Raw genomic sequence first — 23,588 nt, 5'->3', positions numbered from 1 at the left:
TTCGCAGCAGCATCGATGGTGAGGCCGGCCGGATCCCCGCCGTTCCTCCCCATTCCCTTGCCTCGAAAGGGCGACCTCCATGCTTCTGCTGATCGATAACTACGACAGCTTCACTTACAACCTGGTGCACTACCTCGGCGAGCTCGGGGCCGACACCGAGGTCCGCCGCAACGATGCGCTGACGGTCGACGAGGCGCTGGCGCTGCGGCCCGACGGCATCGTCCTCTCGCCCGGGCCCTGCGACCCGGACAAGGCCGGCATCTGCATGGACCTGATCCAGGCCGCCGCCGGAAAGGTGCCGGTGTTCGGCGTCTGCCTGGGCCACCAGGCAATCGGCCAGGTCTTCGGCGGCAGGATCGTCCGCGCGCCGGAGCCGATGCACGGCAAGATCAGCCCGGTGCATCACCATGGCGGCGGCGTGCTGGCCGGCCTGCCGGACAATTTCGAGGCCACGCGCTACCATTCGCTGACCATCGCGCCCGAAACCATGCCCGACAGCCTGGAGGCCACGGCCTGGACGGCGGACGGGGTGATCATGGCGCTGCGGCACCGGACCCTGCCGATCCACGGCGTGCAGTTCCATCCGGAGAGCATCGCCTCGCAGTTCGGTCACAAGATCCTGCAGAACTTCCTGGCCATCGCCGAGCGGCGGAACGCGGCATGACGACCGAGATGCGACCCTTCATCGCCAAGGCCGCGCTGGGCCAGCCGCTGGACGCCGCCACCGCCCGCGCCGCCTTCGAGATCATTATGTCCGGCGAGGCGACGCCGGCGCAGATCGGCGGCTTCCTGATGGCGCTGCGCGTCCGCGGCGAAACGCCGGAGGAGATCGCCGCCGCCGCCCGGGTGATGCGGGACAAGGCGGTGACCATCGACGCACCGGAGGGCGCCATCGACTGCTGCGGCACCGGCGGCGACAATTCCGGCTCCTTCAACGTCTCGACTGCGGTCTCCTTCGTCCTGGCCGGTGCCGGCGTGCCGGTGGCCAAGCATGGCAACCGCGCCGCCTCCAGCCTGACCGGCGCGGCCAATGTGCTAACCGAGCTCGGCGTCAATGTCGAGGCGCCGCCCGAGGTCATGCGCGAGGCGCTGTGGGAGGCCCAGATCGGCTTCCTGTTCGCGCCGCTGTATCACAGCGCCATGCGCCATGTCGGCCCGGCGCGGCAGGAGCTGGGCACCCGCACCATCTTCAACCTGCTCGGGCCCCTGGCCAACCCGGCCGGGGTCAAGCGCCAGTTGCTCGGCGTCTTCGCCGAGGCCTGGATCGAGCCGGTGGCCCACGCGCTGAAGCAGCTGGGCAGCGAGACCGCTTGGGTGGTGCATGGCAGCGACGGTCTCGACGAGATGACCACCACCGGCCCGACCGCGGTCGCCGAGCTGCGCGACGGCCAGATCCGGCGCCTGACCGTGACGCCGGAGGATGCCGGGCTGCGCCGCGCGGTGCCCGCAGACCTCAAGGGCGGCGATCCCGCGACCAACGCCGCCGCCCTGCGCGCCGTGCTGGGCGGGGCCCACGGCGCCTATCGCGACATCGTGCTGCTTAACGCCGCAGCCTGTTTCATCATCGCCGATCGCGTGGCCACATTGCCGGACGGTGCCGCCCTCGCGGCCCGCACCATCGACGACGGGTTGGCCGCCCGCGTGCTCGAGCGGCTGGCCCGAATCACCAGCCAGGGAACGGCATGAGYGACACCCTCACCCGCATCGTCGCCGACAAGCGCCGGCACATCGAGACTCGCAAGGCGGCGGTGCCGACGGCCGAGATCCAGCGGCTTGCGAACCAGGCCTCTCCGCCGCGCGGCTTCGTCGCGGCGCTGCGCCGGGCGCAGGCGGAAGGCCGCTACGGCCTGATCGCCGAGATCAAGAAGGCCTCGCCGTCGAAGGGGCTGATCCGGCCGGATTTCGACCCGCCGGCCCTGGCCCGCGCCTATCGCGACGGCGGCGCCAGCTGCCTGTCGGTGCTGACCGACGTGCCGTATTTCCAGGGCGCCGACGAGTACCTGACCGCCGCCCGCAACGCCGTCGAGCTGCCGGTGCTGCGCAAGGACTTCATGGTCGACCCCTACCAGATCCTCGAGGCCCGGGCGCTGGGCGCCGACTGCATCCTGCTGATCATGGCGGCACTGGACGATGCCACCGCGCGAGAACTGGAACAGGCCGCGATCGACAACGGCATGGACGTGCTGGTCGAGGTGCATGATGCGGCCGAGCTGGACCGGGCCTTGAAGCTGCGGTCGCCGCTGCTCGGCATCAACAACCGCAACCTCAAGACCCTGCAAGTCGACCTCGCCACCACCGAGGCGCTGGCGGCGCAGGTGCCGGGCGACCGGCTGCTGGTCTCGGAGAGCGGCCTGTCCGCCCCGGCCGACCTGGCCCGGATGGCCCGGACCGGGGCCACCACCTTCCTGATCGGCGAGAGCCTGATGCGGCACGACGACGTCGCCGCCGCCACCCGGGCGCTGCTGACCCGAGAGGAGAGGTCGAGCGCTGCATGATCGGATCGACACCCTCTCCTACAGATCGCAGCAGCACAAAAGAGTCCCCCCTCCCCCTACCCCCCTCCCGCAAGGGGAGGGGGGACAAGGGTAAGTTGCCGCTCGGCTGGGCTTTGGCCGAACTTTTCCAGAGGGAAGCAGCATGACCGGCGAGCTGACCCATTTCGATGCCGCCGGCCAGGCGCGCATGGTCGACGTCTCCGACAAGGAGGCGACGGTGCGGGTGGCGCGGGCCGGCTGCCGGGTCGAGATGAAGCCGGAGACGCTGGCGCTGATCGCCGCCGGCGGCCACGCCAAGGGCGACGTGCTGGGCATCGCCCGCATCGCCGGCATCATGGCGGCCAAGCGCACATCCGACCTGATCCCGCTGTGCCATCCGCTGCCGCTGTCCAGCGTCGAGCTGGCGCTGCGCTGCGACGCCGAGCACAGCCGGGTCGAGATCGAGGCCACGGTCAAAGTCACGCATCGCACGGGAGTGGAGATGGAAGCGCTGACCGCCGCCTCGGTCGCCGCCCTGACCGTCTACGACATGTGCAAGGCGGTCGACCGCGGGATGGTCGTGACCGACCTCCGGCTGCTGCACAAATCCGGCGGGCGATCAGGCACTTACGAGGCCGCACCATGATCCCGGTCGCCGAGGCTCGCGCCCGCATCCTCTCGGCCTTCGCGGCCCTGCCGGCCGAGACCGTGCCCCTGCCCGCCGGGCTGGGCCGGATCCTGGCCGAGCCGGTGGCGGCGCGGCTGACCCAGCCGCCGCTCGACGTCTCCGCCATGGACGGCTGGGCGGTGCGGGCGGCCGATGTCGCGACCGTCCCGGCGACGCTGCGCCGGATCGGCGAGGTTCCGGCCGGCGGCCGCTTCGAAGGCACGGTCGGCCCGGGACAATGCGTCCGCATCTTCACCGGCGCGCCGCTGCCGGACGGCGCCGACGCCGTGGTGCTGCAGGAGGACACCGACGCCGATAGCGACCGGGTCACTGTGCGCGAGGGCGTCGCCGCCGGCCGCCATGTGCGCAAGGCCGGGCTGGATTTCCGCGCCAGCGACGTGCTGCTGCAGCCCGGCCGGCGCCTGACCGCGCGCGACATCGGCATTGCCGCCTCGGCCAACCATCCCTGGCTGCGCGTGCGGCGCCGGCCGCGCGTGGCGGTGCTGGCGACCGGCGACGAGATCGTGCTGCCGGGCGAGGCGCTGGGCCCGAGCCAGATTGTCAGCTCCAACAGCCATGCGCTGGCCGCCCTGATCCGCAGCTGCGGTGGCGAGCCGGTCGATCTCGGCATCGCCCGCGACAACGCCGAATCCCTGGCGACGCTGGCCGCCGGCGCCCATGGCGCCGACCTGGTCGTCACCACCGGCGGCGCCTCGGTCGGCGAGCACGACCTGATCCGCTCGGTGCTGGGCGAACGCGGCCTGGCGCTGGATTTCTGGAAGATCGCGATGCGGCCGGGCAAGCCGCTGATCTTCGGCCGGCTCGGCGACACGCCGCTGCTCGGCCTGCCCGGCAACCCGGTCTCGACCATGGTCTGCGGCTGGCTGTTCCTGCGCCCGGCGGTCTGGGCCCTGCAGGGGGCCGAGACGTCCGAAAATCGCGTTACTGCAGTGCTGGGCCGCGACCTGCCGGCCAATGACCGGCGCGAGGATTACCTGCGAGCCCGGATCGAGCGGACGGATTCCGGTTATGTCGCCACTCCGTTCCCGGCCCAGGACAGCTCGATGCTGTCCCTGCTGGCTGCGGCCGACGGGCTGGTGATCCGATCGCCCCATGCGCCGGCCGCGGCGCGCGGCGAGTCGGTCGAGGCCGTGCTGTTCGGCGACGGGATCTGACCCGGCGATCGTTACAAGGAAGTAAAGAACCAGGGGTGCCACAGTTAGGCGCTTGTGTTTTTGTTTTGTTCCTCCTAATGTTCTCTCCAGGGATTCGGCCGCGCCGCGGCCCCTGCCAACGGAGGATGCCTTGCTGACGCGAAAGCAACAGGAGTTGTTGTTGTTCGTTCACCGCCGTCTGGAGGCGGACGGCGTCAGTCCATCCTTCGACGAGATGAAGGATGCGCTGGCCCTGAAGTCGAAATCGGGCATCCATCGACTGATCACCGGGCTTGAGGAGCGTGGTTTTATTCGGCGGCTGCCGCATCGGGCCCGGGCGCTGGAGGTGCTTAAGCTGCCGGATTGCCTGAAGTCGGACGCGCCGGCCGGGTCGCCAGCCGAGGATGACAACGTTGTCCCCTTCCGGCCTGTGCGCTCCGACACCGCCCTGACCGGCCGCAAGCTGGAGCGGGCCGATCTCAGCAACCCGGAACTCGGCGTCCGTCTGCCGCTCTACGGCCGGATCGCCGCCGGCATGCCGATCGAGGCGCTGCGCGACCATTCCAACTACGCCGAAGTCCCGGCCTCGCTGCTCGGCCCTGGCGAGCACTACGCCCTGGAGGTCGCCGGCGACAGCATGGTCGAGGCCGGAATCCTGGACGGCGACACCGTGATCATCAAGCGCTGCGACGCGGCCGATCCCGGCGTCATTGTCGTCGCCCTGGTCGACGACAACGAGGTGACGCTGAAGCGGCTGCGCAAGAAGGGCGCGTCGATCGGGCTGGAGGCCGCCAATCCGGCCTATGAGACCCGCTACCTGCCCACCGACCGCGTCCGCATCCAGGGCCGCCTGATCGGGCTGCTGCGGACCTATTCTTAAGGCTCCAGCGCCCCTTCTCGGGCGGATCGTGACCGCGTGAGGCGCTCCAGCAGCAGCCGGCATCGGGCCGGCGGCGCCGAGCGGGTGACGGCGCAGCAGGTCGCGGAGGCGGCCGGCGTATCGATCTCGGCCGTCTCCCGCACCTTCACCAAGGATGCCAGCGTCTCGCCCCGGATGCGGGCCCGCGTCCTGGCGGCGGCGGAGGCGCTGGGCTACCGCCCCAACCAACTGGCGCGCAGCCTGATGACCGGTAGGACCGAGCTGGTCGGGCTGGTCTCGAGCCATTTCGCCAACCCCGCCTTCATGGATGTGTTCGACCTGTTCACGCGGGAGTTGCAGCGCCGCGGGCTGCGGCCGCTGATCGCCAACCTGTCGGAGGATGGCGGCGCCGATGCCGCCCTCGACATGATGCTGCAATACAGCGTCGACGCGGTGCTGATCGCCACCTCCGCGCCACCCGAGGGCTTCGCCGAATCCTGCGCCCGCGCCGGGCTACCGGTGGTGCATGTGTTCGGCCGGGCGGGGTCGCAGGTGGTGCCGGTGGTGACGGTCGACAATGTCGCCGGCGGCCGCCTGGTTGCCGAAGCCATGCTGGCGCGCGGCCTGCGGCAGCTGGCCTTCCTGGGCGGGGCCGGGATCGATTCGTCGTCGATCGACCGTGCCGCGGGTTTTTCGAGCGGGCTGGAAGCGGCGGGGCTGCAGCCGATGGCCGTGGAGTTCACCGGCAACTATTCGCATGAGCATGGCCGCCGCGGCATGCACGATTTGCTCGACCGGCACCGGCCGCAGGCGGTGTTCTGCGGCGACGACATCCTTGCGCTCGGCGCCCTCGACGCCTGCCGCGAGCGCGGCCTCGCCGTGCCGCAGGAGATCGGCATCGTCGGCTTCGACGACATGCCCCTCGCCGCCTGGTCCGGCTACCGCCTGACCACGGTCCGCCAGCCCATGGCCGAGATGGTGCGCCACGCCATCGACCAGATCGCCGCCCGCCTGGCCGATCCCCACCACCCGATCGAGGGCCGGCTGTTCGACATCGCGCTGGTGGAACGGGATACGCTCCCTCCGCCCCATCCCGTCATCCCCGCGGAAGCGGGGATCTCGTAGCGCCCTACCGGAAAGAGATTCCCGCTTTCGCGGGAATGACGATGAAAGGGGGGAAGTGGCCGCCTCAGGCTGTGTTGCGCCTCAATCCTTCCAAGCAGCGCTTCAACTGGCGGGCGCAGGCCTCCAGGGGCCCGGCGTCCTGCTGTGCCTTGGCCTGGGCCATCGCCCCGGAATAGGCGGCGACGATGAAGGCGGCGAGGTCGTCGGCATCGGCCTCGGCCAGCCGGCCGGCTGCCTGGTCGGCGCGCAGCCGTGCCGCGAGCGCCGCCCGCCAGGCCTCGAACACCGCCTGCATCGCCGTGCGGAACTCCGGATCGGCCAGGGACAGTTCCAGCACCAGGTTGTTCAGCGGGCAGCCGGAGACGGCGCCGCGCCGCCGCAGCCCGGCGGCAATCCGCTCGAACACGCCGGCGATGCCGTCGATGCCGTCCGGCGCCGTGCGGACCGGCTCGATCCAGGTCTCCTCCACCTCCCCTGCCACCCGGTCGTGGATGACGGCGAGGCCGAGCGCCTTCTTGGTCGGGAAATGATGGTACAGCGCCCCGCCGGTCACCCCGGCCTCGCGCATCAGCTCATGCATGCCGGTGGCCTGGTAGCCGCGGGATTGGAACGCCTCCGCCGCAACGTCCAGCAGGCGCCGGCGCATGCCTTCGGGGTCGTAGCTGCGCTTTCGCCTGATCTCGCTCTCGGTCATGCCCAACCGTAGCATATTGACTCAACCGGACAATCAGTCTGTTTTAGAACCGGACAGCCGGTCTGTTTCGGTAAAGGGAGGCGATCATGCAAAGCGGGACCTTCAGCCCGGTCGTGGAGTTGCGGCGCTACACGCTGCATCCGGGGCAGCGCGACGTGCTGATCACGCTGTTCGACCGCGAGTTCGTGGAGACGCAGGAGACGGTCGGGATCGACGTGATCGGCCAGTGCCGCGACCTCGATGCGCCAGACCATTTCGTCTGGCTGCGCGGCTTCCCGGGCCTCCGGTCGCGGACCGAGTCGCTGCGGGCCTTCTACGGCGGGCCGGCGTGGCAGGCGCACCGCAGCGCCGCCAATGCGACCATGATCGATTCGGACGACGTGCTGCTGCTGCGGCCAGCGCATCCGGACTCGGGCTTCCGGCTCGGCCCAGGCCGTCCTGCCGGGGGCAGCGATGGGATCATCACGGCCACAACCTGGCATCTTCAGCCGGAGGCCGAGGCCGGGTTCCCGGAGGTGTTCAAGACCGTCCTGGCCCCGATGCTCGGCGATGCCGGCACCCCGATCCTGGCGAGCTTCGTGAGCGAGCACGGCGAGAACGGCTTCCCAGCCCTGCCGGTGCGCGAGGACGCGCGGGTCTTCGTCTGGTTCTCCCGCTTCCCGGACCGGGCCGCCTATGAGCGCCATGCCGTCGTCCTCGCCAGCATGCCCGGCTTCGCCGAAGCCCTGCGACCGCATCTGGCCAGGCCGCCGGAAGTCGCGCTGCTATCGCCGACAACGCGCTCGCGGCTACGCGGCTGAAAATCGCACCAAGCTTACTAAGAGCGATTCACCGCAGTTTTAAATCGTCATCGCGAGGAGCGCAGCGACATGGCGATCCAGCGGCTGGATCTCTGGATGGCCACGCCCCTTTGGGGCTCGCCATGACGGTAGGGGCATACAGGTCTTTGTCAGCACAGCCTGGTCAGATATCCGCAATCCGCACCCAGGCACGCTCGCGGGCGGAGCGCAAGGCGGCGGCGGTGACGCGGTCGACCTCCCAGCCGTCGCGAAAGGTCGGCCAGACCGGCCGGCCGGTCGCCACCGCCTCCAGGAAGTCGCGCGCCTCGATCGCGATCTGCTCGTTGTAGCCGGTGCCGTGGCCGACGCCCTGGTTGAAGGCCAGGTAGTCGGGATGCGCCGGCCCGGTCAGCAGGCGCTGAAAGCCCTGGCGCGCCGCCGGCCGCGCGGCGTCGTAGAGCCAAAGCTCGTTCTGGTTCTCCTGGTCGAAGGCCAGGGCGCCCTTGGTGCCGGTGATTCGGTAGGTGTAGCCCATCTTCCGCCCGGCGGCGACGCGGCTGAAGCTGAGCGAGCCGCTGGCGCCATTGCCGAAGCGCAGCAGCATCTGGCCCTGGTCGTCATTCTCCACCCGCTCTTCGCCCTCGGGACCGGGTCGCGTCGCCCGCACGATGTTCAGATCCGCCACCAGCGATTCGATCGGCCCGACCAGTCGCAGGCAGGCGTTGACGATGTGGGGCGCGACGTCGCCCAGCGCCCCAGCCTCGGTGCCGGTGGCGATCCGGGTGCGCCAGGACGTCGGCGCCCGCGGGTCGTGCAGGTAGTCCTCGACATGCTCGGCGGTGACCTGGATCACCTCGCCGATCTCGCCGGCATCGATGATCTGCTTCGCCAGCTGGCTGGCCGGGGTGCGGATGTAGTTGAAGCCGACCATGGTGGCGACGCCCGCTTCCTCCGCCGCCTCGACCATCGCCTTCGATTCGGCCGGGTCGCAGCCCAGCGGCTTCTCGCAGAGCACCGGCTTGCCCAGGCGCAGCGTCTCGGTCGCCATCGCCAGATGGCTGCGCGGCGGGGTGGCGATGATCACGGCGTCGACCGCCGGGTCACCCACCAGCGCTCGCCAGTCCGCGGTCGACCGGTTCCAGCCCCAGGCCGTGGCATGGGCGGCGGCGCCCTCCTCCGTGGTGCTGCAGATCATCTCGCAAACCGGGATCAATGGCGGCTGGAACGCCGTGCGCACCAGCTGCAGGCCGATGCTGTGGGCCTTGCCCATATAGCCGGCCCCGATCAGCCCGATCCGAAGTGTCTCCGCCATCGTTTTCGCTCCCTGGTCCGCAGCATCGTACCCCGCCGGAGTTCTGCCGTCGATCCGATTTGCAAGCGCTTGCAAAACGTACTACGCTGGCGGCAACCTGCAGGGAGGGATGGCATGAAGAGCTACACACCGGACACGATCGACCCGGCCGCGATCGTGGCGGAGCTGCTGGACGGCGCAGGCGCGGTGCTGCTGCGCGGCCTGTTCACACCGGCCGAGATCGCCGAGGCGCGGGCGGTGGTGATGCGCGAATCCGAAGGCAGCACGCCCAAGGTCACGCATTTCCAGGGTGCCGCCGAGCAGGAGGGCAAGATCGCCCTGCAGCGCCGGGTGTGGAACCTGCTGGCCAAGGGCGAGGTGTTCTCGCGCATGGCGGCGCATCCGGCGCTGATGGCGGTGATGCGCGCCTTCCTGGGCAGCGAGTTCATCATGGGGTCGATCGCGGCCAACCGCATCCTGCCCGGCGGCCCCGGCCAGGAGCCGCATATCGACTACCCCTACTGGGACCTGCATAAGCCGGAATCGCATCCGGTGCGGATCAACGCGTCCTTCCCGCTGAACGCCCAGGCGACCATCCTGCTCGACCCTTTCACCGAGGAGACCGGTGCCACCGCCTATGTGCCGGGGACGCAGAAGGAGCTGCGCTACCCGGCCGAAAGCGACCGCTTCCACGAGCGCTGCGCCCGCATGCTGGGCGAGTCTGGCGACACGGTGGTGTTCTTCGGCGCGGTCTGGCACTGCGCCATGCCGAACCGGTCGCGGCAGGACCGGTCGGCGATCCTGATCCAGTACCTGCCGAAATTCGTGAAGCCGATGGAGGACATGCCGGCCGCCCTGCCCCGGGCCTTCGTCGAGCAGGCCAGCCCCGACCTGCGCCAGCTGCTGGGGCTGAACTACCCCTATCCCGAGGTGCTGGACGCCGCCAAGGCCGGCAACGCCGAGGGGCGCACGATGATGGCCACGGCCCGCTGACCCATCAGTCGGGCGCCGCCGCTGCCCGGAACGGGGCCGGCGCCCAGGGGCGGTCGCCGACCGCCGCCGCCACCGTCGCGACCTGCGGTTGCGGGCTGGAGAGGTCGACCGTGATGCCGCCAGCGCGGCGCAGGTCGAAGCGGTCCCAGATGCCGAAGCGCGGCCGGCACCAGCGCGGCGCCACTAGGTCGGTGATCACCAGATCGGCCGCGGCGCAGTCGTCGTCGAAGCCCTCGCCGCTGCGGGTGAAGGCGACCGTCCGGTCGCCGAAGCGGTAGAGGCAGCCGCGCGGGTCGCAGGCCAACCGGTCGCCGGCGGCGGGTCCCTGCTGCGGCCAGGGCGCGTCCTCGGCCGCGGCCTCGGCCCGCAACCAGATCTCGCGGATGAAGCGCTCGCTGCGGCGGGTGGAGAAGGCCAGACCGCCTTCGGGCACCCGCACCGCGGCAAGCCGGCCGGTGCCGTCGACCAGGATCTGCGGCGACGGCGCGGTCAGCGCCGCGACCAGCACCAGCGGCAAGGCCAGCAGCCCCAGCAGGCGCAGCCGTCCTCCGGCCAGGCACAGCCACAGCCCGCCAATGGCGCCGGCGACCAGCCCCCAGGCCGGGATCGCCGGCACCGCGAAGGCGGCCAGCGGCCAGGATGAGACGGTGTTCGCCACCCACAGCATCGCCTCGTTGCCCCAGCCCAGCAGCGGCAGCACCCAGCCGTCGAGGCCGAGCAGCATGGCCGGATAGGCCAGCAGCACCGCCGGCATGATCAGGATCGAGGTCAGCGGGATCGCCATCAGGTTGGCGGCCACGGCCAGCGGGGCGAAGCGCTGAAAGTGGTAGATGGCGAAGGGTGTGGTGGCGACGGTGGCGACCAGCGTGGTCAGCACGATGCCGCCGAGATAGAACAGGATCCGGCGCACCGGCCCGGCGTCGGCGCGCCACCCGGCCAGATGCGGCCGCAGCGCCTCATAGGCCGCGATCAGCGCGATCACCGCGGCGAAGGACATCTGGAAACTCGGGCCGGGCAGCGCCTCCGGCACCACCAGCAGCACCACGGTGGCGGCCAGGGCGACCAGCCGCATCGAGATCGCCACCCGGTCGGCCATCACCGCCAGCAGCACAACGCCGGTCATGACGCAGGACCGCACCGTCGGCACCGAGGCGCCGACCAGGATGGTGTAGCCGACAATGCCGAGCAGCGCGATGCCGGCCGCCCATTTCTTGATCGGCCGGCGCAGCGCCACCGGCTCGATCAGGGCCAGACCCAGCCGGACGGCGCCGAGCAGCAGGATCGCCACCAGGCTGATATGGATACCGGAGATCGACAGCAGATGGGCCAGGCCGGAATCGCGCATCGCCTGGTTGGCCTGGTCGCTGATGCCGGCGCGCTCGCCGGTCAGGAACGCGACGGCGATGGCCCCGGCGTCGCCGCTCACCTGCGCCCGCACCCGGGCGGCGATCGCATCCTGCAGCCGGGCCAGGCTGGACGGCGCCGGATCGGCCTCGTCCCGCCGCTCCACCCGGCCCATGGCGAAGCCGGTGCCGCCGATGCCCTGGAAGAACAACTGCCGCCGGAAGTCGAAGCCGCCCGGATAGGCCGGCCCGTCCACCGGCGCCAATGTCGCCCGCACCCGGATCCGGTCGCCGGCTGCGGGCACCGTCTCCGCCCCGAGCAGCCGCAGCCGCACCGCCGCCGGCGTCGCCTCCGGCGCCAGCCCCTCCAGGATCAGGTCGCCAAGCACGACGCGCACGCCATGCGGCAGCAGATCGACCGTCTCGACCGTGCCGGTCACCAGACCACGCCGCTCGCGGTCGAGCAGCGGCGCCGCCACCGCCCGTGTGCGCAGCTCCGCCGCCAGGAAGCCCACCGCCACGGCCAGCAGCAGCGCGGCGAAGCACAGCGCCCGCGGCCGCCGGCGCAGCAGCAGCGTCAGCAAGCCGGACAGGAGCAGCGCGCCGAGACCTGCCGCGAGTGGCGGCTCCGACGGCAGGGCGAAGTAGACGCCGATGCCGGTGCCGAGGCCGCACGGCACCAGCAACACCAGGCGGCGCCGCGCGCCGCCGGCCAAGGCGTCGGCCAGCTCCGCCCAATCCGGCCGGGCGATCCCGCGTCCGGCCGCGCCAAGCCGCCGCAGCGACGCCCGCACGGATCCCGGAACTCCGACCGATGCCCCCGCATTAGCCATGGGCCGAAGGCCTATGCTATGGACCTCTCGCCTTCATCGTAGCAGCCCCTGTGGAATTTGGCCCATGACGGTCGTGACCCGCTTCGCCCCCTCCCCGACCGGCTACCTGCATATCGGCGGGGCCCGGACGGCCCTGTACAACTGGCTCTATGCCCGCCATCACGGCGGCGTCTTCCGCCTGCGCATCGAGGACACCGACCGCGCCCGCTCCAGCGAGGATGCGGTGCGGAAGATCATCGACGGGCTGGCCTGGTTCGGGCTGGACTGGGACGAGGAGATCGTGTCGCAGTTCGAGCGGCGCGAGCGGCATGCCGAGGTCGCGCGCAAGCTGCTGGCCGAGGGCAAGGCCTATCACTGCTGGCTGCAGCCGGCCGAGCTGGAAGCGCTGCGCGAGAAGGCCAAGGCCGAAGGCAAGCCCTGGGCCTATTACACCAGCTATTGGCGCGACCGTGATCCGGCCGAGGCGCCGAAGGGTCTCGACCCGGTGATCCGCCTGCGCGCGCCCCGGACCGGCGAGACCACGGTCGAGGACAAGGTCCAGGGCCCGGTGACGGTGCAGAACGACCAGCTCGACGACATGGTGCTGCTGCGCGCCGACGGCACGCCGGTCTACATGCTGTCGGTGGTGGTCGACGACATCGACATGGGCATCACCCAGATCATCCGCGGCGACGATCACCTGACCAACACGTTCCGCCAGGTGCAGCTGTACAACGCCATCGGCACGGCCCCGCCGGACTTCGCCCATATCCCGCTGATCCACGGGCCGGACGGAGCCAAGCTGTCGAAGCGGCACGGCGCGCTGGGCATCGAGGCCTATCGCGACATGGGCTACCTGCCGGCGGCGCTGCGCAACTACCTGCTGCGGCTCGGCTGGGGCCATGGCGACGAGGAGGTGATCCCGACCGAGAAGGCAGTCGAGTGGTTCGACCTCGACGGCGTCGGCCGGTCGCCCTCGCGGCTCGACTTCGCCAAGCTGGAGAACCTGAACGGCATCTATATGCGCGAGACGCCGGATGCCGAGCTGCTGGAGCGGATCACGCCCAACCTGGAGACGGCGCTGGAGCGGTCGCTGGTCGACGCCGACCGCGCCATCCTGCTGCTGGCCATGACCGGGCTGAAGCAGCGGGCCAAGACGCTGGTCGAGCTGGCCGACAGCGCGCTGTTCTACCTCCGCTCCGGCCCGCTGCCGTTCAACGAGGCAGCGCAGAAGATCCTGACCGGCGACGCCCGCGCCCTGCTCGGCCGGCTGCTGGCGGCGCTGTCCGGTCTGAATGATTGGACCGAGGCGGTGCTCGAGGCCGAGGTCAACCGCCTGGCCGAGGCCGAAGGGCTGAAGCTCGGCAAGGTGGCGCAACCGCTGCGCGCGGCATTGACCGGATCGAACGTGTCACCAGGTATCTTCGAGGTGGCCGCGATCCTCGGCCGGGACGAGACGCTGCGGCGGATCCGCGAAGCTGCCGGCGCTCCTTAAAGGACGCCAACAACTGATTGATCCGGTTGGTTAATTCGAAAGAAGCCTAAAAAACAGGCGATCGAAATCCGTTGTCGGGAGGGCCCAAGTCGCGTTGATCTTGCCCCGTCGCGCGACTATCCTCGCGGCCGACGGAGCGGATGACCTGCGTTTCCAGTACGAAGCCCCCGCTCAAGGACATCGTCATGCCCGATACGAAGACCCCCGTGGCGCAGAAGACCGTCACGCTGACCGACAACTCGACCGGCAAGTCGGTCGAGTTGCCCGTGATCGACGGGACCATGGGCCCGAGCGTCATCGACATCCGCAAGCTGTACGCCGAAACCGGGATGTTCACCTACGACCCGGGCTTCACGTCGACCGGCTCCTGCGACAGCCAGATCACCTTCATTGACGGCGACGAAGGCATCCTGCTGCACCGCGGCTACGCCATCGACGACCTCGCGGAGAAGAGCAACTTCCTCGAGGTCTGCTACCTGCTGTTGCATGGCGAGCTGCCGAACCCGGCCCAGGCGGCGGAGTTCGAGCACACCATCACCCGCCACACGATGGTGCACGAGCAGATCCACCACTTCTTCCGCGGCTTCCGCCGCGACGCCCACCCGATGGCGGTGCTGTGCGGCGTCACCGGCGCGCTGTCGGCCTTCTATCACGACTCGACCGACATCCATGACCCGCGCCAGCGCGAGATCGCGTCGCACCGGCTGATCGCCAAGCTGCCGACGCTGGCGGCCATGGCCTACAAGTATTCGGTCGGCCAGCCCTTCATGTATCCGCGGAACGACCTCAACTTCGCGGAGAATTTCCTGTACATGACCTTCGCCGTTCCGGCGGAGCCGTACAAGGTGAACCCGGTGCTGGCCCGCGCCATGGACCGCATCCTGATCTTGCACGCCGACCACGAGCAGAACGCCTCGACCTCGACCGTGCGCCTCGCCGGCTCCAGCGGCGCCAACCCCTTCGCCTGTATCGCCGCCGGCATCGCCTCGCTGTGGGGCCCGGCCCATGGCGGCGCGAATGAAGCGGTGCTGAAGATGCTGGGCGAGATCGGCACCAAGGACCGCGTCGGCGAATACGTCAAGAAGGCCAAGGACAAGGACGATCCGTTCCGGCTGATGGGCTTCGGCCACCGCGTCTACAAGAATTACGATCCGCGCGCCAAGGTGATGCGCGCCACCTGCTACGAGGTGCTCGAGGAGCTCGGGGTCAAGGACCCGCTGCTCGACTTGGCCATGGAGCTGGAGAAGATCGCACTCGAGGACGAGTATTTCGTCGAGCGGAAGCTGTACCCGAATGTCGACTTCTATTCGGGCATCATCCTGAAGGCGATGGGCTTCCCGACCAGCATGTTCACCGTGCTGTTCGCCGTGGCCCGCACCGTCGGCTGGATCGCGCAGTGGACCGAGATGATCGGCGACCCGCACCAGAAAATCGGGCGGCCGCGCCAGCTGTTCACCGGCCACACGCCGCGCGGCTTCGTTCCGCTGAGCGAGCGTGGCTAAGCGAGGCACCCAGATCGACCGCACCGGTCCGCGCGCCCCAGGGCGCCCGGGCCGGCCGGTCGGCATTTCGACCATGCCGAGGCAGGTGCCCCGGGCCGCGAACACGAACCGGGCCCCGCTGCGCGCCAAGCTCCGCACCGCCGCCGCCACCCTTGCGGTCCTCGCCGGCGCGGCGCTGCTGACCTATCTGTTTTCCTGATTTTAGAGGCGCCGTCGCGCGCACTATCCCGCGGAAACGCACAAGGGATATCTTTTTTTTACTGTCATGCCCGGGCTTGACCCGGGCATCCAGAGCCTGTCGACATCCTCTGGATTGCCGGGTCAAGCCCGGCAATGACAACCGGATACGGAGAGGACGACTACTTCCGCAGGAATGACGATGATGGGGATCAGCCTGCCTTCGGCCGCCGCCCCTGCCGGATCACGTCCAGCACCACCTGCGCCGCCCGGTCGCCCGGCACGGCACCGTCCGGCAGCAGCATCATGCGCGCCACCTCGTCATAGGCCGCACGCTGCGCCGCGACCGCCGCCGGATCGGTCAGGAGCGTGTCGATCGCGGCCGCAAGATTCTCCGGCGTGCAGTTCTCCTGCAGCAGCTCCGGCACCGCCGGGCGGTCCAGCATGATGTTGACCAGATTGGCATATTTCGTCGTGAGCATGCGCCGCACGACAAAGGCCGAGACCGGGTTGACGCGATAGGCGATCACGCTCGGCACCCGGGCCAGGCCCAGCTCGAGCGCCACCGTGCCGGAGGCGGCGAGCGCCGCGTCACTGGCGGCGAAGGCGTCGTATTTCTCGCCGTCGCCCTCGATCACGATCGGATCGCCGGGCCAGGACGCAACCGCTTCGCGCACCGGCGCCGCCACCGTGTCGACCGTTGGTACGGCCACGCGCAGCCCCGGATGCCGGGACGCCAGCGCCCGCACCGTCTCGCCGAACACCGGCAGCAGCCGTTGGATCTCGCCGCGCCGGCTGCCGGGCAGCACGGTCAGCAGCCTGGCCTCCGGCGCGATGCCATGCGCCTGGCGGAAGCGGGCGCCATCGCCCTGTCCCGCCGCGGTCTCGATGATCGGATGGCCGACATAGGTGGTCGCCAGGCCGTGGCGCTCGAACCAGGGCGGCTCGAAGGGCAGTTGCACCATCAGATGGTCGACCAACTTGGCCAGCTTGCGCGCCCGGCCCGGCCGCCAGGCCCAGACCTTGGGGGCGACGAAATGCACGATCGGGAAGTTGCGGCCGGCCAGCCGCGCCGCCACCCGGGCGTTGAAGGCCAGGCCGTCGATCGAGACCAGCGCGTCCGGCTTCGCCGCCAGCGCCGCCTCGGCGGTGCGGCGGATCCGGTCGAACAGGCGCGGCAACTGCGGCACCAGCTCGACCGCGCCCATCACCGCGATGTCGGCCAGCGGGAACAGGCTGGCCAAGCCCTCCGCCGCCATCCGGGCGCCGCCGACGCCGCTGAAGCGCACGCCGTCGCCGCAGCGCCGCTTCAGCGCCGCCATCAGGCTGGCGCCCATCAGGTCGCCGGACGGCTCGGTCGCCACCAGGAAGATGTGCAGTGCCGTCACTCGCCCTCCGCCAGGCAGAGCACGAACAGCCCGTGCCGGTCGGCCGCCTGCCGCACCGCCTCGGCGTCGATGATCATGGCGCCGCCGGCCTCGACCACGATGCCGCGCAGCCCGGCAGCAGCGGCGAGCTCGACCGTGGTGACGCCGATCGTCGGCGGGTCCAACCGGATGTCCTGCTGCGGCTTCTTGGCCTTGACCAGCACGCCGCCGGGGCCCGGCCGGGCCAGCGGGCCGCAGCGACGCAGCATCGCGTCGGTGCCCTCCGCCGCCTCGACCGCCAGGACATAGCCATGCTGCACCACCGCGCCCTGGCCGATGTCGAGCCGGCCGATCTCGCGCGCGATCTCCCGTGCCTTGGCGATGTCGGCCTGGGCCAGTTCGTCCGGTGTCGTTCGGGTCAGCAGGCCAGGCTTGGCCAGGAAGTCGTCGATCACCTCGTGCAGGGCGACGAGGCGGAAGCCCTCCTCCTGCAGCACCCGTCGCAGCGCGGTCAGCAGCGCATCGTCGCCGAGCGAGGAGAAGCCGATGCGGGTCAGGATCCGCACCGCCTTGAAGTCGGGCATCAGCTCGAACAGGCTCGGCCGGCGGATGTTGCCGGCCGGGCACAGCGTGTGGGCGCCCTGGCGCTTCAGCTCGTCGATCCAGCGGCCGGCGGCGCCCAGCCGGGTCCAGAAATGCGGCACCTGCCCGCCTTCGACCAGGGCCGGATCGGTCATGCCGCGGAAGGCGACGACGACGAAGTCCCGCCCGCCCTGGCGGCATGCCTCGACCAGCCGCCCGGGCAGCGGGCCGGCGGCGGCGAGGATGCCGAGCTTATCCGGCATGCCGTCGGCGGGCCGGCTGCATCACGTTGCGGCCGGAATCGGCGTCGATGAAGGCGAGGATGCGCTGCACCACCTCGTTGTCGCCGAATTTCTGCCGCGTCGTCTCGATGCGTTCGGAGAACTGCGCCTCGCCGTCGAACAGCGTGCGATAGGCGGCCAGCAGCGACTGAATCTGCGGCTTGTTGAAACCGCGGCGCTTCAGCCCGACCAGATTCAGCCCGTTCAGCGTCGCGGTCTCGCCGATCGCCAGGCCGAAGGGGATGATGTCGTTGCGCACCGGCGTCATGCCGCCGACGAAGCTGTGGGCGCCCAGCCGGAGGTGCTGGTGGATGGCGCTGTTGCCGCCGATGATGACATGGTCCTCGATCGTCACATGCCCGGCCAGTACGGCGTTGTTGGCCATGATGATGTGGCTGCCGAGGATGCAGTCATGGGCGACATGCGTGTTCACCATGAACATGCAGTTGTCGCCGACCACGGTCTTCATCTTGTCGCCGCGCGTGCCCGGATTCATGGTCACGTGCTCGCGGATCACGTTGTTGGCGCCGATGACCAGCTGCGATTTCTCGCCGGAGAACTTCAGGTCCTGGGGCGGCAGGCCGAGCGAGACGAAGGGAAACACCTTCGTCTTCGGCCCGATGCTGGTGCGGCCGGCGACCACGACATGCGAGATCAGCTCGACCTCGTCGCCCAGCTCGACGTCGGGGCCGATGGTGCAGAACGGACCGATCTTGACGCCGGCCCCGAGCTTCGCCGCGGGGTCGACCAGGGCCATCGGATGAATGGTGGAAGAACTCATAGATCGTCCATGATCATGGCCGCGAACTCGGCCTCCGCCACCAGCACGTCGTCGACCTTCACCTCGCTGGAGAACTTCCAGACGTTGCGGCGATGCTGCAGCTTGCGGACATGGACCCGCAGGCTGTCGCCCGGCGTCACCGGCCGGCGGAAGCGGGCGTGGTCGACGGTCATGAAGTAGACCAGCTTGCCCTTGGCGTCCTCGCCCAGGGTCGCGACGACCAGCACGGCCGCGGTCTGTGCCATGGATTCGACGATCATCACGCCCGGCATCACCGGGTAGCGCGGGAAGTGGCCCTGGAAGAAGCCCTCGTTGATGGTGACGTTCTTGATCCCGGTGCAACTCACGTCCGGGACCACATCGATCACGCGATCCACCAAGATCATCGGATAACGATGCGGGATCATCTCCATGATCTTGAGGATGTCCAGCTGCGACATGTTCTTCTTGTCGCCGGCGGCTCCGTCCATCTCAGTCGCCCTTCCCTTCGGCTAGACGCGCTAGCATGACCTGCTGCCGGAAAAACTGCCGCTTCGGGATCGCGGGCGCGCCCACTACCTCGGCACCGGGGTCGACGTCGCGCATCACCCCCGCATTCGCGGCGATCTTCGCCCCCGCACCGATGCTGAGATGGCCCGCGACACCAGCCTTGGCAGCCAGAACGGCGAAATCGCCCAACTTGGTGCTCCCCGCCACGCCAGCCTGCGCGACGATGACGGCGCCTCGTCCGACCTGCACGTTGTGCCCGATCTGCACCAGATTATCAATCATCGCCCCCCGGCCGATCACCGTGTCGGGGCCGGCCCCACGGTCGATGGTGGAGTTGGCGCCGACCTCGACATCGTCCTCAATGACGACGCGACCCAGCTGCGGCAGCCGGACATGGCCCTCGGCGTCCATGGCGAAGCCGAAGCCGTCCTGGCCGATGCGGGCGCCGGGATAGATCGTGACCCGCGCCCCGACCAGGCAATGGCTCAGCGAAGCGCCCGGCCCGACGACGCTGCGCTCGCCCAGCACCACGCCGGCGCCGACCACGGCGTTCGGGCCGATCCGGCAGCCCGCGCCGATCTCGGCGGCGGCCTCGACCACGGCGCCCGGACCGATCTCCACCCCCTCGCCGATCACCGCCGTCGGGTCGACCGAGGCGGACGCGGCGATGCCAGGCCGCGCCACCGGCGCCGGGAAGAAGGCCTGGGCGATCAGCGCGTAGCCCTTGTACGGCTTCGGCGTCAGCAGCAGCGCCATGCCGGCCGGCGCCCGGTCGGCCAGTGCCGGCGCGATCACGCAGGCACCGGCGTTGCTGGCGGCAAAGGCGTCTACATATTTGCGGTTGTCCAGGAAGCTGATGTCGTCCGGGCCGGCGGCGTCCAGCGGCGCGACGCTGGCGATCGGCCGGTCCGGGTCAGCCCCCGGCGCCAGGGTCGCACCGGCAATCGCGGCGAGGCGACCGAGCGGGAACGGACCGGCGCTGCGAAAGAATCGCGGATCGGGCATGGGCGCACTCTCAGTTCACGGCTGGCGGGCAGCAGCGATCCCGCGCCGATCAACGAAAGCGGCGCCGGCCTTCGCCGGCGCCGCGGATAGTCGCGCGACCGCGGAAGCGGGCCGGCGCCGCACCAATCAGAATCTCGAGCCGAAGCTGATGTGCAGCTGCTCCTGCTTGTCGTAGTCGCGCTTGGCAAAGGGATAGGCGTAGTCGAGCCGGATCGGGCCGAAGGGCGAGGCCCAGGACACGCCCATGCCGGCCGAGGCGCGCAGTGCCGCGTCGTCGACGACGCCGGAGCCGCTCTCATCCGACCCCCAGAGCGTGCCGACATCGGTGAAGGCGTGGCCCTGCAAGGCGAATTCGCTGGGCAGGCCGAGCGGGAAGCTGAGCTCGACCGAACCGAGGGCGAAGTTGTTGCCGCCCAGCGCGTCCTTGTCGTTGGAGCTCAGATCGCGCGGGCCGAGACCGCCGGTCCGGAAGCCGCGGAACGAGTTGCCGCCCAGGAAGAAGCGGTCGTTGATCCGGACGTCCTCGCCCAGGCCGATGATGTTGCCGAGCTGGCCGCCCACGTTCAGCACCATGGAGTCGGTGACCGGGTAGTACCAGTCGGCGCTGAGCTGGGTCTTGAGGTAGTGCACGTCGCCGCCGAGGCCGGCGATTTCATTCGACAGCGTGATCCGGTAGCCGTCGGTCGGGTTGATGCGGCTGTCCAGCCGATCATAGCTGAGGGTCTGCTGCACCGCAGAGGACAGGGTGTTGCCCTCCTGCTCCTTGATGAAGCGCGAGGCGTCGTCCTCGACGTCCGAGATCTGGCGGTAGTTCAGGCGGTAGCGCAGGGTCTGCCGCAGGTTCTCCGACAGCGGATAGCCCAGGCGCAGCGCGAAACCGGTGTTGGTCTCATCGTAGGAGCTGAAGCTCTGATTGTCGCGCGTGGTGCGGAACAGGTCGAAGCCCGCCGCCAGGTTGCGGCCGAGGAAATACGGCTCGGTGAAGCTTAGGTCGATCTGCGAGGACACGCCGCTGAGCGAGGTCGACAGCCGCAGGTCCTGGCCGCGGCCCAGCAGGTTGCGCTCGCGGACGGTGACGTCGCCGAGCGGACCGTCGCTGGTCGAGTAGCCGATGCCGAGCTGCACTTCGCCGGTCGACTGTTCGGTCACTGCGGCCTGGACCACCGTCTGGTCCGGCGCCGAGCCCTGGATCGGCTTGATGTCGACCTTGCTGAAGAAGCCGAGGTTGCGGATGTTGGTCTCGGACTTCTTCAACCGGGAGGCGTTGAACGGATCGCCCTCGGCCAGCTCGAACTCGCGGCGGATCACCTCGTCGGCGGTACGGACGTTGCCGCTGATGTCGATCCGCTCGACGAAGACGCGCGGGCCTTCTGAGATCTCGTAGGTGATCGCGATCAGATGCTCGTCGCGGTTGCGCTGCACCGACGGCTGAATGTCGACGAACGCATACTGACGGTCGCCGAGATAGGTGGTCAGGGCCTGGATCGTGTCCTCGACCGACTTGCTCGAGTACCAGTCGCCCTCATTGCTGACGATGACGGTCTGCAGCTCCTCCGGCGTCACGCCCGGCAGGGCGCTGTTGACGTCGATCTTGCCGAACTTGTAGCGCTCGCCTTCATCGACCGTGAAGGTGATGAAGAAGCCTTCGCCGTCCGGCGCTAGCTCCGACACCGCCGAGACCACGCGGAAATCGGCATAGCCGCGGTTCAGGTAATAGCGGCGCAGCATCTCCTGGTCGACGGCCAGGCGGTCGGGGTCATAGGTGTCGTTGGAGGCGAGGATGTTCCACCACTCGGTCTCCTTGGTCAGGATCTCGTCGCGCAACTCGCCGTTGGAGAAGGCCCGGTTGCCGACGAAGTTGATCCGCTCGATCTTGGCGAGGTCGCCCTCGCGGATCTCGAACACCAGGTTCACGCGGTTCTGGTCGAGCTTGATGATCTTCGGCTCGACCGCGACGGCGAAGCGGCCGCTGCGGCGGTACAGTTGCTGGATGCGGTCGGCGTCGCTCTGCGCCTTCGTTCGGGTATAGACCTGCCGCGGGCGCTCCTCGATCTCGGCCGTCAGCTTGGTGTCGTCGAAGCGGTCGTTCCCCTCGAACGCGATCTCGTTGAGGATCGGGTTCTCTTCGACTGTCACCACCAGGCTCGATCCCTCGCGCCGGATCTGGACATTGGCGAACAGGCCGGTGGCGAACAGGCTCTTGACGGATTCGTCCACGCCGCGGTCGCTGTAGTCGTCGCCCGGCTTGAGCGCCATATAGGAGATCACGGTCGCGGGCTCGATGCGCTGCGACCCCTCGACCTTGACGTCGGCGATGGTTCCGGCACCGCGGGTCTGCGCCGGCGCCGTCATCGGCGCCGTACTAAGAGCGACAGCCGCCACGGCCGCGAGCCAGAGTCGGGAGGTCACGGTCGACATCGGTTTCTACTTTCCCCTCAAACTCATACCCATCCTCTCACCCCGATCGATCGACCGGGCGCGAGAGGCTTGACGAACGACCGCCGCCCCCACTTCAGCGGCTACGGATCGCGGCGAGTCACAACCGCCGTGATCCGGTAACACGTCCCGGCTCAGGACACCAAGCCTTTGAAAAAGGCCACTACCTTGAGTTGGACCAAGTCGTTCCAGGTCGCGAAGAGCATCAGGGTTAATACCAAAGCGAGCCCAAGGCGGAAACCGTATTCTTGGGCACGCGCGCCGAGCGGCCGGCCGCGGAGCGCCTCGATCGCGCAGAACAGCAGGTGGCCGCCGTCCAACATCGGGATCGGCACCAGGTTGATCAGGCCGAGATTGATCGACAGGATCGCCATGAACCAGAGCAGCGCCACGATGCCGACCTGGTAGACCTCGCCGGACATCTGGGCGATCCGGAGCGGGCCGCCGAGATCCTCGGTGCCGCGCTGGCCCGACACCATCTCGCCGAGCGCCGAGGCGGTCATCGACACGATCGCCCAGCTCTCGCTGACCGACATCCGGGCGGCCTCGACCACGCCGTAGGGGCCGGTGTCGGCGGCGATGCCGAGCCGCCAGATGGTGGCGCTGCCGCCATCGTTCGTCTCCACCGTCTCCTGCCGCGGCGTCAGGTCGAAGCTCAGCGCCTCGCCATTGCGGTCGATGCCGAGCGCGACCGCCTTGCCGCCGCCGGCCCGGACCGCGACGCCGAGCTCGGCGAAGCGATCGACCGCGGTGCCGTCGATGCTGGTGATCCGGTCCCCCGACCGGATCCCGGCCTCGGCCGCGGCGCCGCCCGCCGAGACGTCGCCCACCACCGCCGGCGGGAAGGGATGGCCGCCGACCAGGAACAGGAAGAACAGGGCGACGATCGAGAACAGGAAATTCGCGATCGGCCCCGCGGCGGCGATCGCGGCGCGCTGGCCGACCCGCTTGTGATGGAACGACACCGAGCGCTGGTCTTCGGTCATGCCGTCCAGCGCCGCGGTCGCCGGAGACGACGCCGCATCGGCGTCGCCGAACATCTTCACATAGCCGCCGAGCGGCACGATGCTGAACTTCCAGCGGGTGCCGTGCCGGTCGTTGAAGCCGAACAGCTCCGGCCCGAAGCCGATCGAGAAGGTCTCGACCCGTACCCCGTTGCGGCGGGCGACCCAGTAGTGGCCGAACTCGTGCACGAAGACGAGAACGGTCAGCACGACCAGGAACGGGATCAGATAGGTGAACAGCGTCATGCGTACCTCTCGGCCAGAGGGCCTATGTGGGC

At 69.5% G+C, this 23,588-nt stretch carries 22 protein-coding genes; 12 read left to right on the top strand and 10 right to left on the bottom strand.

The features are described 5' to 3' along the window. The first annotated feature begins 79 nt into the window (after positions 1 to 79). From AB4Z01_RS17395 to AB4Z01_RS17365, 7 genes are all read left to right on the top strand, one after another. A complete protein-coding gene (locus tag AB4Z01_RS17395) occupies positions 80 to 664 on the top strand; it encodes an anthranilate synthase component II (protein ID WP_441695803.1) in 585 nt (194 codons plus the stop codon). Next, entirely contained in the window at positions 661 to 1,686 is a 1,026-nt protein-coding gene (gene trpD, locus AB4Z01_RS17390; protein ID WP_441695802.1) for an anthranilate phosphoribosyltransferase, read from the top strand. Before AB4Z01_RS17395 ends, trpD begins: the two co-directional genes overlap by 4 nt. Beyond that, positions 1,683 to 2,495, top strand: a complete 813-nt coding sequence (gene trpC, locus AB4Z01_RS17385; RefSeq protein ID WP_441695801.1) for an indole-3-glycerol phosphate synthase TrpC — start codon at positions 1,683 to 1,685, stop codon at positions 2,493 to 2,495. Before trpD ends, trpC begins: the two co-directional genes overlap by 4 nt. A gap of 142 nt (positions 2,496 to 2,637) precedes the next feature. Next, positions 2,638 to 3,120: a cyclic pyranopterin monophosphate synthase MoaC gene (gene moaC / locus AB4Z01_RS17380; RefSeq protein ID WP_441695800.1), complete on the top strand. Its 483-nt coding sequence runs from the start codon at positions 2,638 to 2,640 to the stop codon at positions 3,118 to 3,120. Next, positions 3,117 to 4,316, top strand: coding sequence for a molybdopterin molybdotransferase MoeA (locus AB4Z01_RS17375; protein WP_441695799.1), 1,200 nt, complete (start codon positions 3,117 to 3,119; stop codon positions 4,314 to 4,316). The genes moaC and AB4Z01_RS17375 overlap by 4 nt, the downstream gene beginning before the upstream one ends. A 130-nt stretch (positions 4,317 to 4,446) precedes the next feature. Continuing rightward, on the top strand, positions 4,447 to 5,175 hold the full coding sequence (gene lexA / locus AB4Z01_RS17370; protein ID WP_441695798.1) for a transcriptional repressor LexA: 729 nt from the start codon (positions 4,447 to 4,449) through the stop codon (positions 5,173 to 5,175). A 36-nt stretch (positions 5,176 to 5,211) separates the two neighbouring features. Beyond that, positions 5,212 to 6,279 carry a LacI family DNA-binding transcriptional regulator gene (locus AB4Z01_RS17365; RefSeq protein ID WP_441695797.1) on the top strand — a complete coding sequence of 356 codons (1,068 nt, stop codon included), beginning with the start codon at positions 5,212 to 5,214 and terminating at the stop codon, positions 6,277 to 6,279. Between the two features lie 64 nt (positions 6,280 to 6,343). On the opposite strand, the gene AB4Z01_RS17360 is transcribed toward AB4Z01_RS17365, so the two are convergent. Continuing rightward, positions 6,344 to 6,973 (bottom strand): TetR/AcrR family transcriptional regulator, encoded by a 630-nt coding sequence (locus AB4Z01_RS17360; RefSeq protein ID WP_441695795.1) that lies wholly within the window; start codon positions 6,971 to 6,973, stop codon positions 6,344 to 6,346. Between the two features lie 86 nt (positions 6,974 to 7,059). On the opposite strand from AB4Z01_RS17360, the gene AB4Z01_RS17355 reads away from it, so the two are divergent. After that, a complete protein-coding gene (locus tag AB4Z01_RS17355; protein ID WP_441695793.1) occupies positions 7,060 to 7,773 on the top strand; it encodes an NIPSNAP family protein in 714 nt (237 codons plus the stop codon). 163 nt (positions 7,774 to 7,936) lie between these two features. On the opposite strand, the gene AB4Z01_RS17350 is transcribed toward AB4Z01_RS17355, so the two are convergent. Then, a complete protein-coding gene (locus tag AB4Z01_RS17350) occupies positions 7,937 to 9,064 on the bottom strand; it encodes a Gfo/Idh/MocA family protein (RefSeq protein WP_441695791.1) in 1,128 nt (375 codons plus the stop codon). A 114-nt stretch (positions 9,065 to 9,178) separates the two neighbouring features. Here AB4Z01_RS17350 and AB4Z01_RS17345 point away from each other — a divergent pair, with 114 nt between their 5' ends. Continuing rightward, a complete protein-coding gene (locus AB4Z01_RS17345; protein ID WP_441695789.1) occupies positions 9,179 to 10,036 on the top strand; it encodes a phytanoyl-CoA dioxygenase family protein in 858 nt (285 codons plus the stop codon). Positions 10,037 to 10,040: 4 nt separating this feature from the next. Here AB4Z01_RS17345 and AB4Z01_RS17340 read toward each other — a convergent pair whose 3' ends face one another. Further along, positions 10,041 to 12,173 (bottom strand): ComEC/Rec2 family competence protein, encoded by a 2,133-nt coding sequence (locus AB4Z01_RS17340; protein ID WP_441695787.1) that lies wholly within the window; start codon positions 12,171 to 12,173, stop codon positions 10,041 to 10,043. Positions 12,174 to 12,276: 103 nt separating this feature from the next. On the opposite strand from AB4Z01_RS17340, the gene gltX reads away from it, so the two are divergent. From gltX to AB4Z01_RS17325, 3 genes are all read left to right on the top strand, one after another. Continuing rightward, complete coding sequence (gene gltX, locus AB4Z01_RS17335; RefSeq protein WP_441695785.1) at positions 12,277 to 13,686, top strand: glutamate--tRNA ligase; 1,410 nt, start codon at positions 12,277 to 12,279, stop codon at positions 13,684 to 13,686. A gap of 185 nt (positions 13,687 to 13,871) precedes the next feature. Beyond that, positions 13,872 to 15,188 (top strand): citrate synthase, encoded by a 1,317-nt coding sequence (gene gltA / locus AB4Z01_RS17330; RefSeq protein ID WP_441695783.1) that lies wholly within the window; start codon positions 13,872 to 13,874, stop codon positions 15,186 to 15,188. Then, positions 15,181 to 15,387 (top strand): hypothetical protein, encoded by a 207-nt coding sequence (locus AB4Z01_RS17325; protein WP_441695781.1) that lies wholly within the window; start codon positions 15,181 to 15,183, stop codon positions 15,385 to 15,387. Before gltA ends, AB4Z01_RS17325 begins: the two co-directional genes overlap by 8 nt. A gap of 190 nt (positions 15,388 to 15,577) precedes the next feature. Here the strand turns inward: AB4Z01_RS17325 and lpxB are convergent, their stop codons facing one another. The 7 genes from lpxB to rseP form a co-directional block, all read right to left on the bottom strand. Further along, entirely contained in the window at positions 15,578 to 16,753 is a 1,176-nt protein-coding gene (gene lpxB / locus AB4Z01_RS17320) for a lipid-A-disaccharide synthase (protein ID WP_441695779.1), read from the bottom strand. Then, the gene (locus AB4Z01_RS17315; protein ID WP_441695777.1) at positions 16,750 to 17,577 is read right to left on the bottom strand and encodes an LpxI family protein; all 828 of its coding nucleotides are present in this window, start codon (positions 17,575 to 17,577) and stop codon (positions 16,750 to 16,752) included. The genes lpxB and AB4Z01_RS17315 overlap by 4 nt, the downstream gene beginning before the upstream one ends. Then, positions 17,567 to 18,376: an acyl-ACP--UDP-N-acetylglucosamine O-acyltransferase gene (lpxA, locus tag AB4Z01_RS17310; protein ID WP_441695775.1), complete on the bottom strand. Its 810-nt coding sequence runs from the start codon at positions 18,374 to 18,376 to the stop codon at positions 17,567 to 17,569. Before lpxA ends, AB4Z01_RS17315 begins: the two co-directional genes overlap by 11 nt. Beyond that, positions 18,373 to 18,846 carry a 3-hydroxyacyl-ACP dehydratase FabZ gene (gene fabZ / locus AB4Z01_RS17305; RefSeq protein ID WP_441695773.1) on the bottom strand — a complete coding sequence of 158 codons (474 nt, stop codon included), beginning with the start codon at positions 18,844 to 18,846 and terminating at the stop codon, positions 18,373 to 18,375. The genes lpxA and fabZ overlap by 4 nt, the downstream gene beginning before the upstream one ends. Position 18,847: 1 nt before the next feature. Beyond that, entirely contained in the window at positions 18,848 to 19,870 is a 1,023-nt protein-coding gene (gene lpxD, locus AB4Z01_RS17300; protein ID WP_441695771.1) for a UDP-3-O-(3-hydroxymyristoyl)glucosamine N-acyltransferase, read from the bottom strand. Between the two features lie 126 nt (positions 19,871 to 19,996). Further along, positions 19,997 to 22,288 carry an outer membrane protein assembly factor BamA gene (bamA, locus tag AB4Z01_RS17295; protein ID WP_441695769.1) on the bottom strand — a complete coding sequence of 764 codons (2,292 nt, stop codon included), beginning with the start codon at positions 22,286 to 22,288 and terminating at the stop codon, positions 19,997 to 19,999. 152 nt (positions 22,289 to 22,440) lie between these two features. Continuing rightward, entirely contained in the window at positions 22,441 to 23,556 is a 1,116-nt protein-coding gene (gene rseP, locus AB4Z01_RS17290) for an RIP metalloprotease RseP (protein ID WP_441695767.1), read from the bottom strand. Between the last annotated feature and the right edge of the window lie 32 nt (positions 23,557 to 23,588).

It is taken from the genome of Inquilinus sp. YAF38, from assembly GCF_052113205.1.
GTDB lineage: Bacteria > Pseudomonadota > Alphaproteobacteria > DSM-16000 > Inquilinaceae > Inquilinus.
This window is presented reverse-complemented; position numbering and strand designations above follow the sequence as displayed.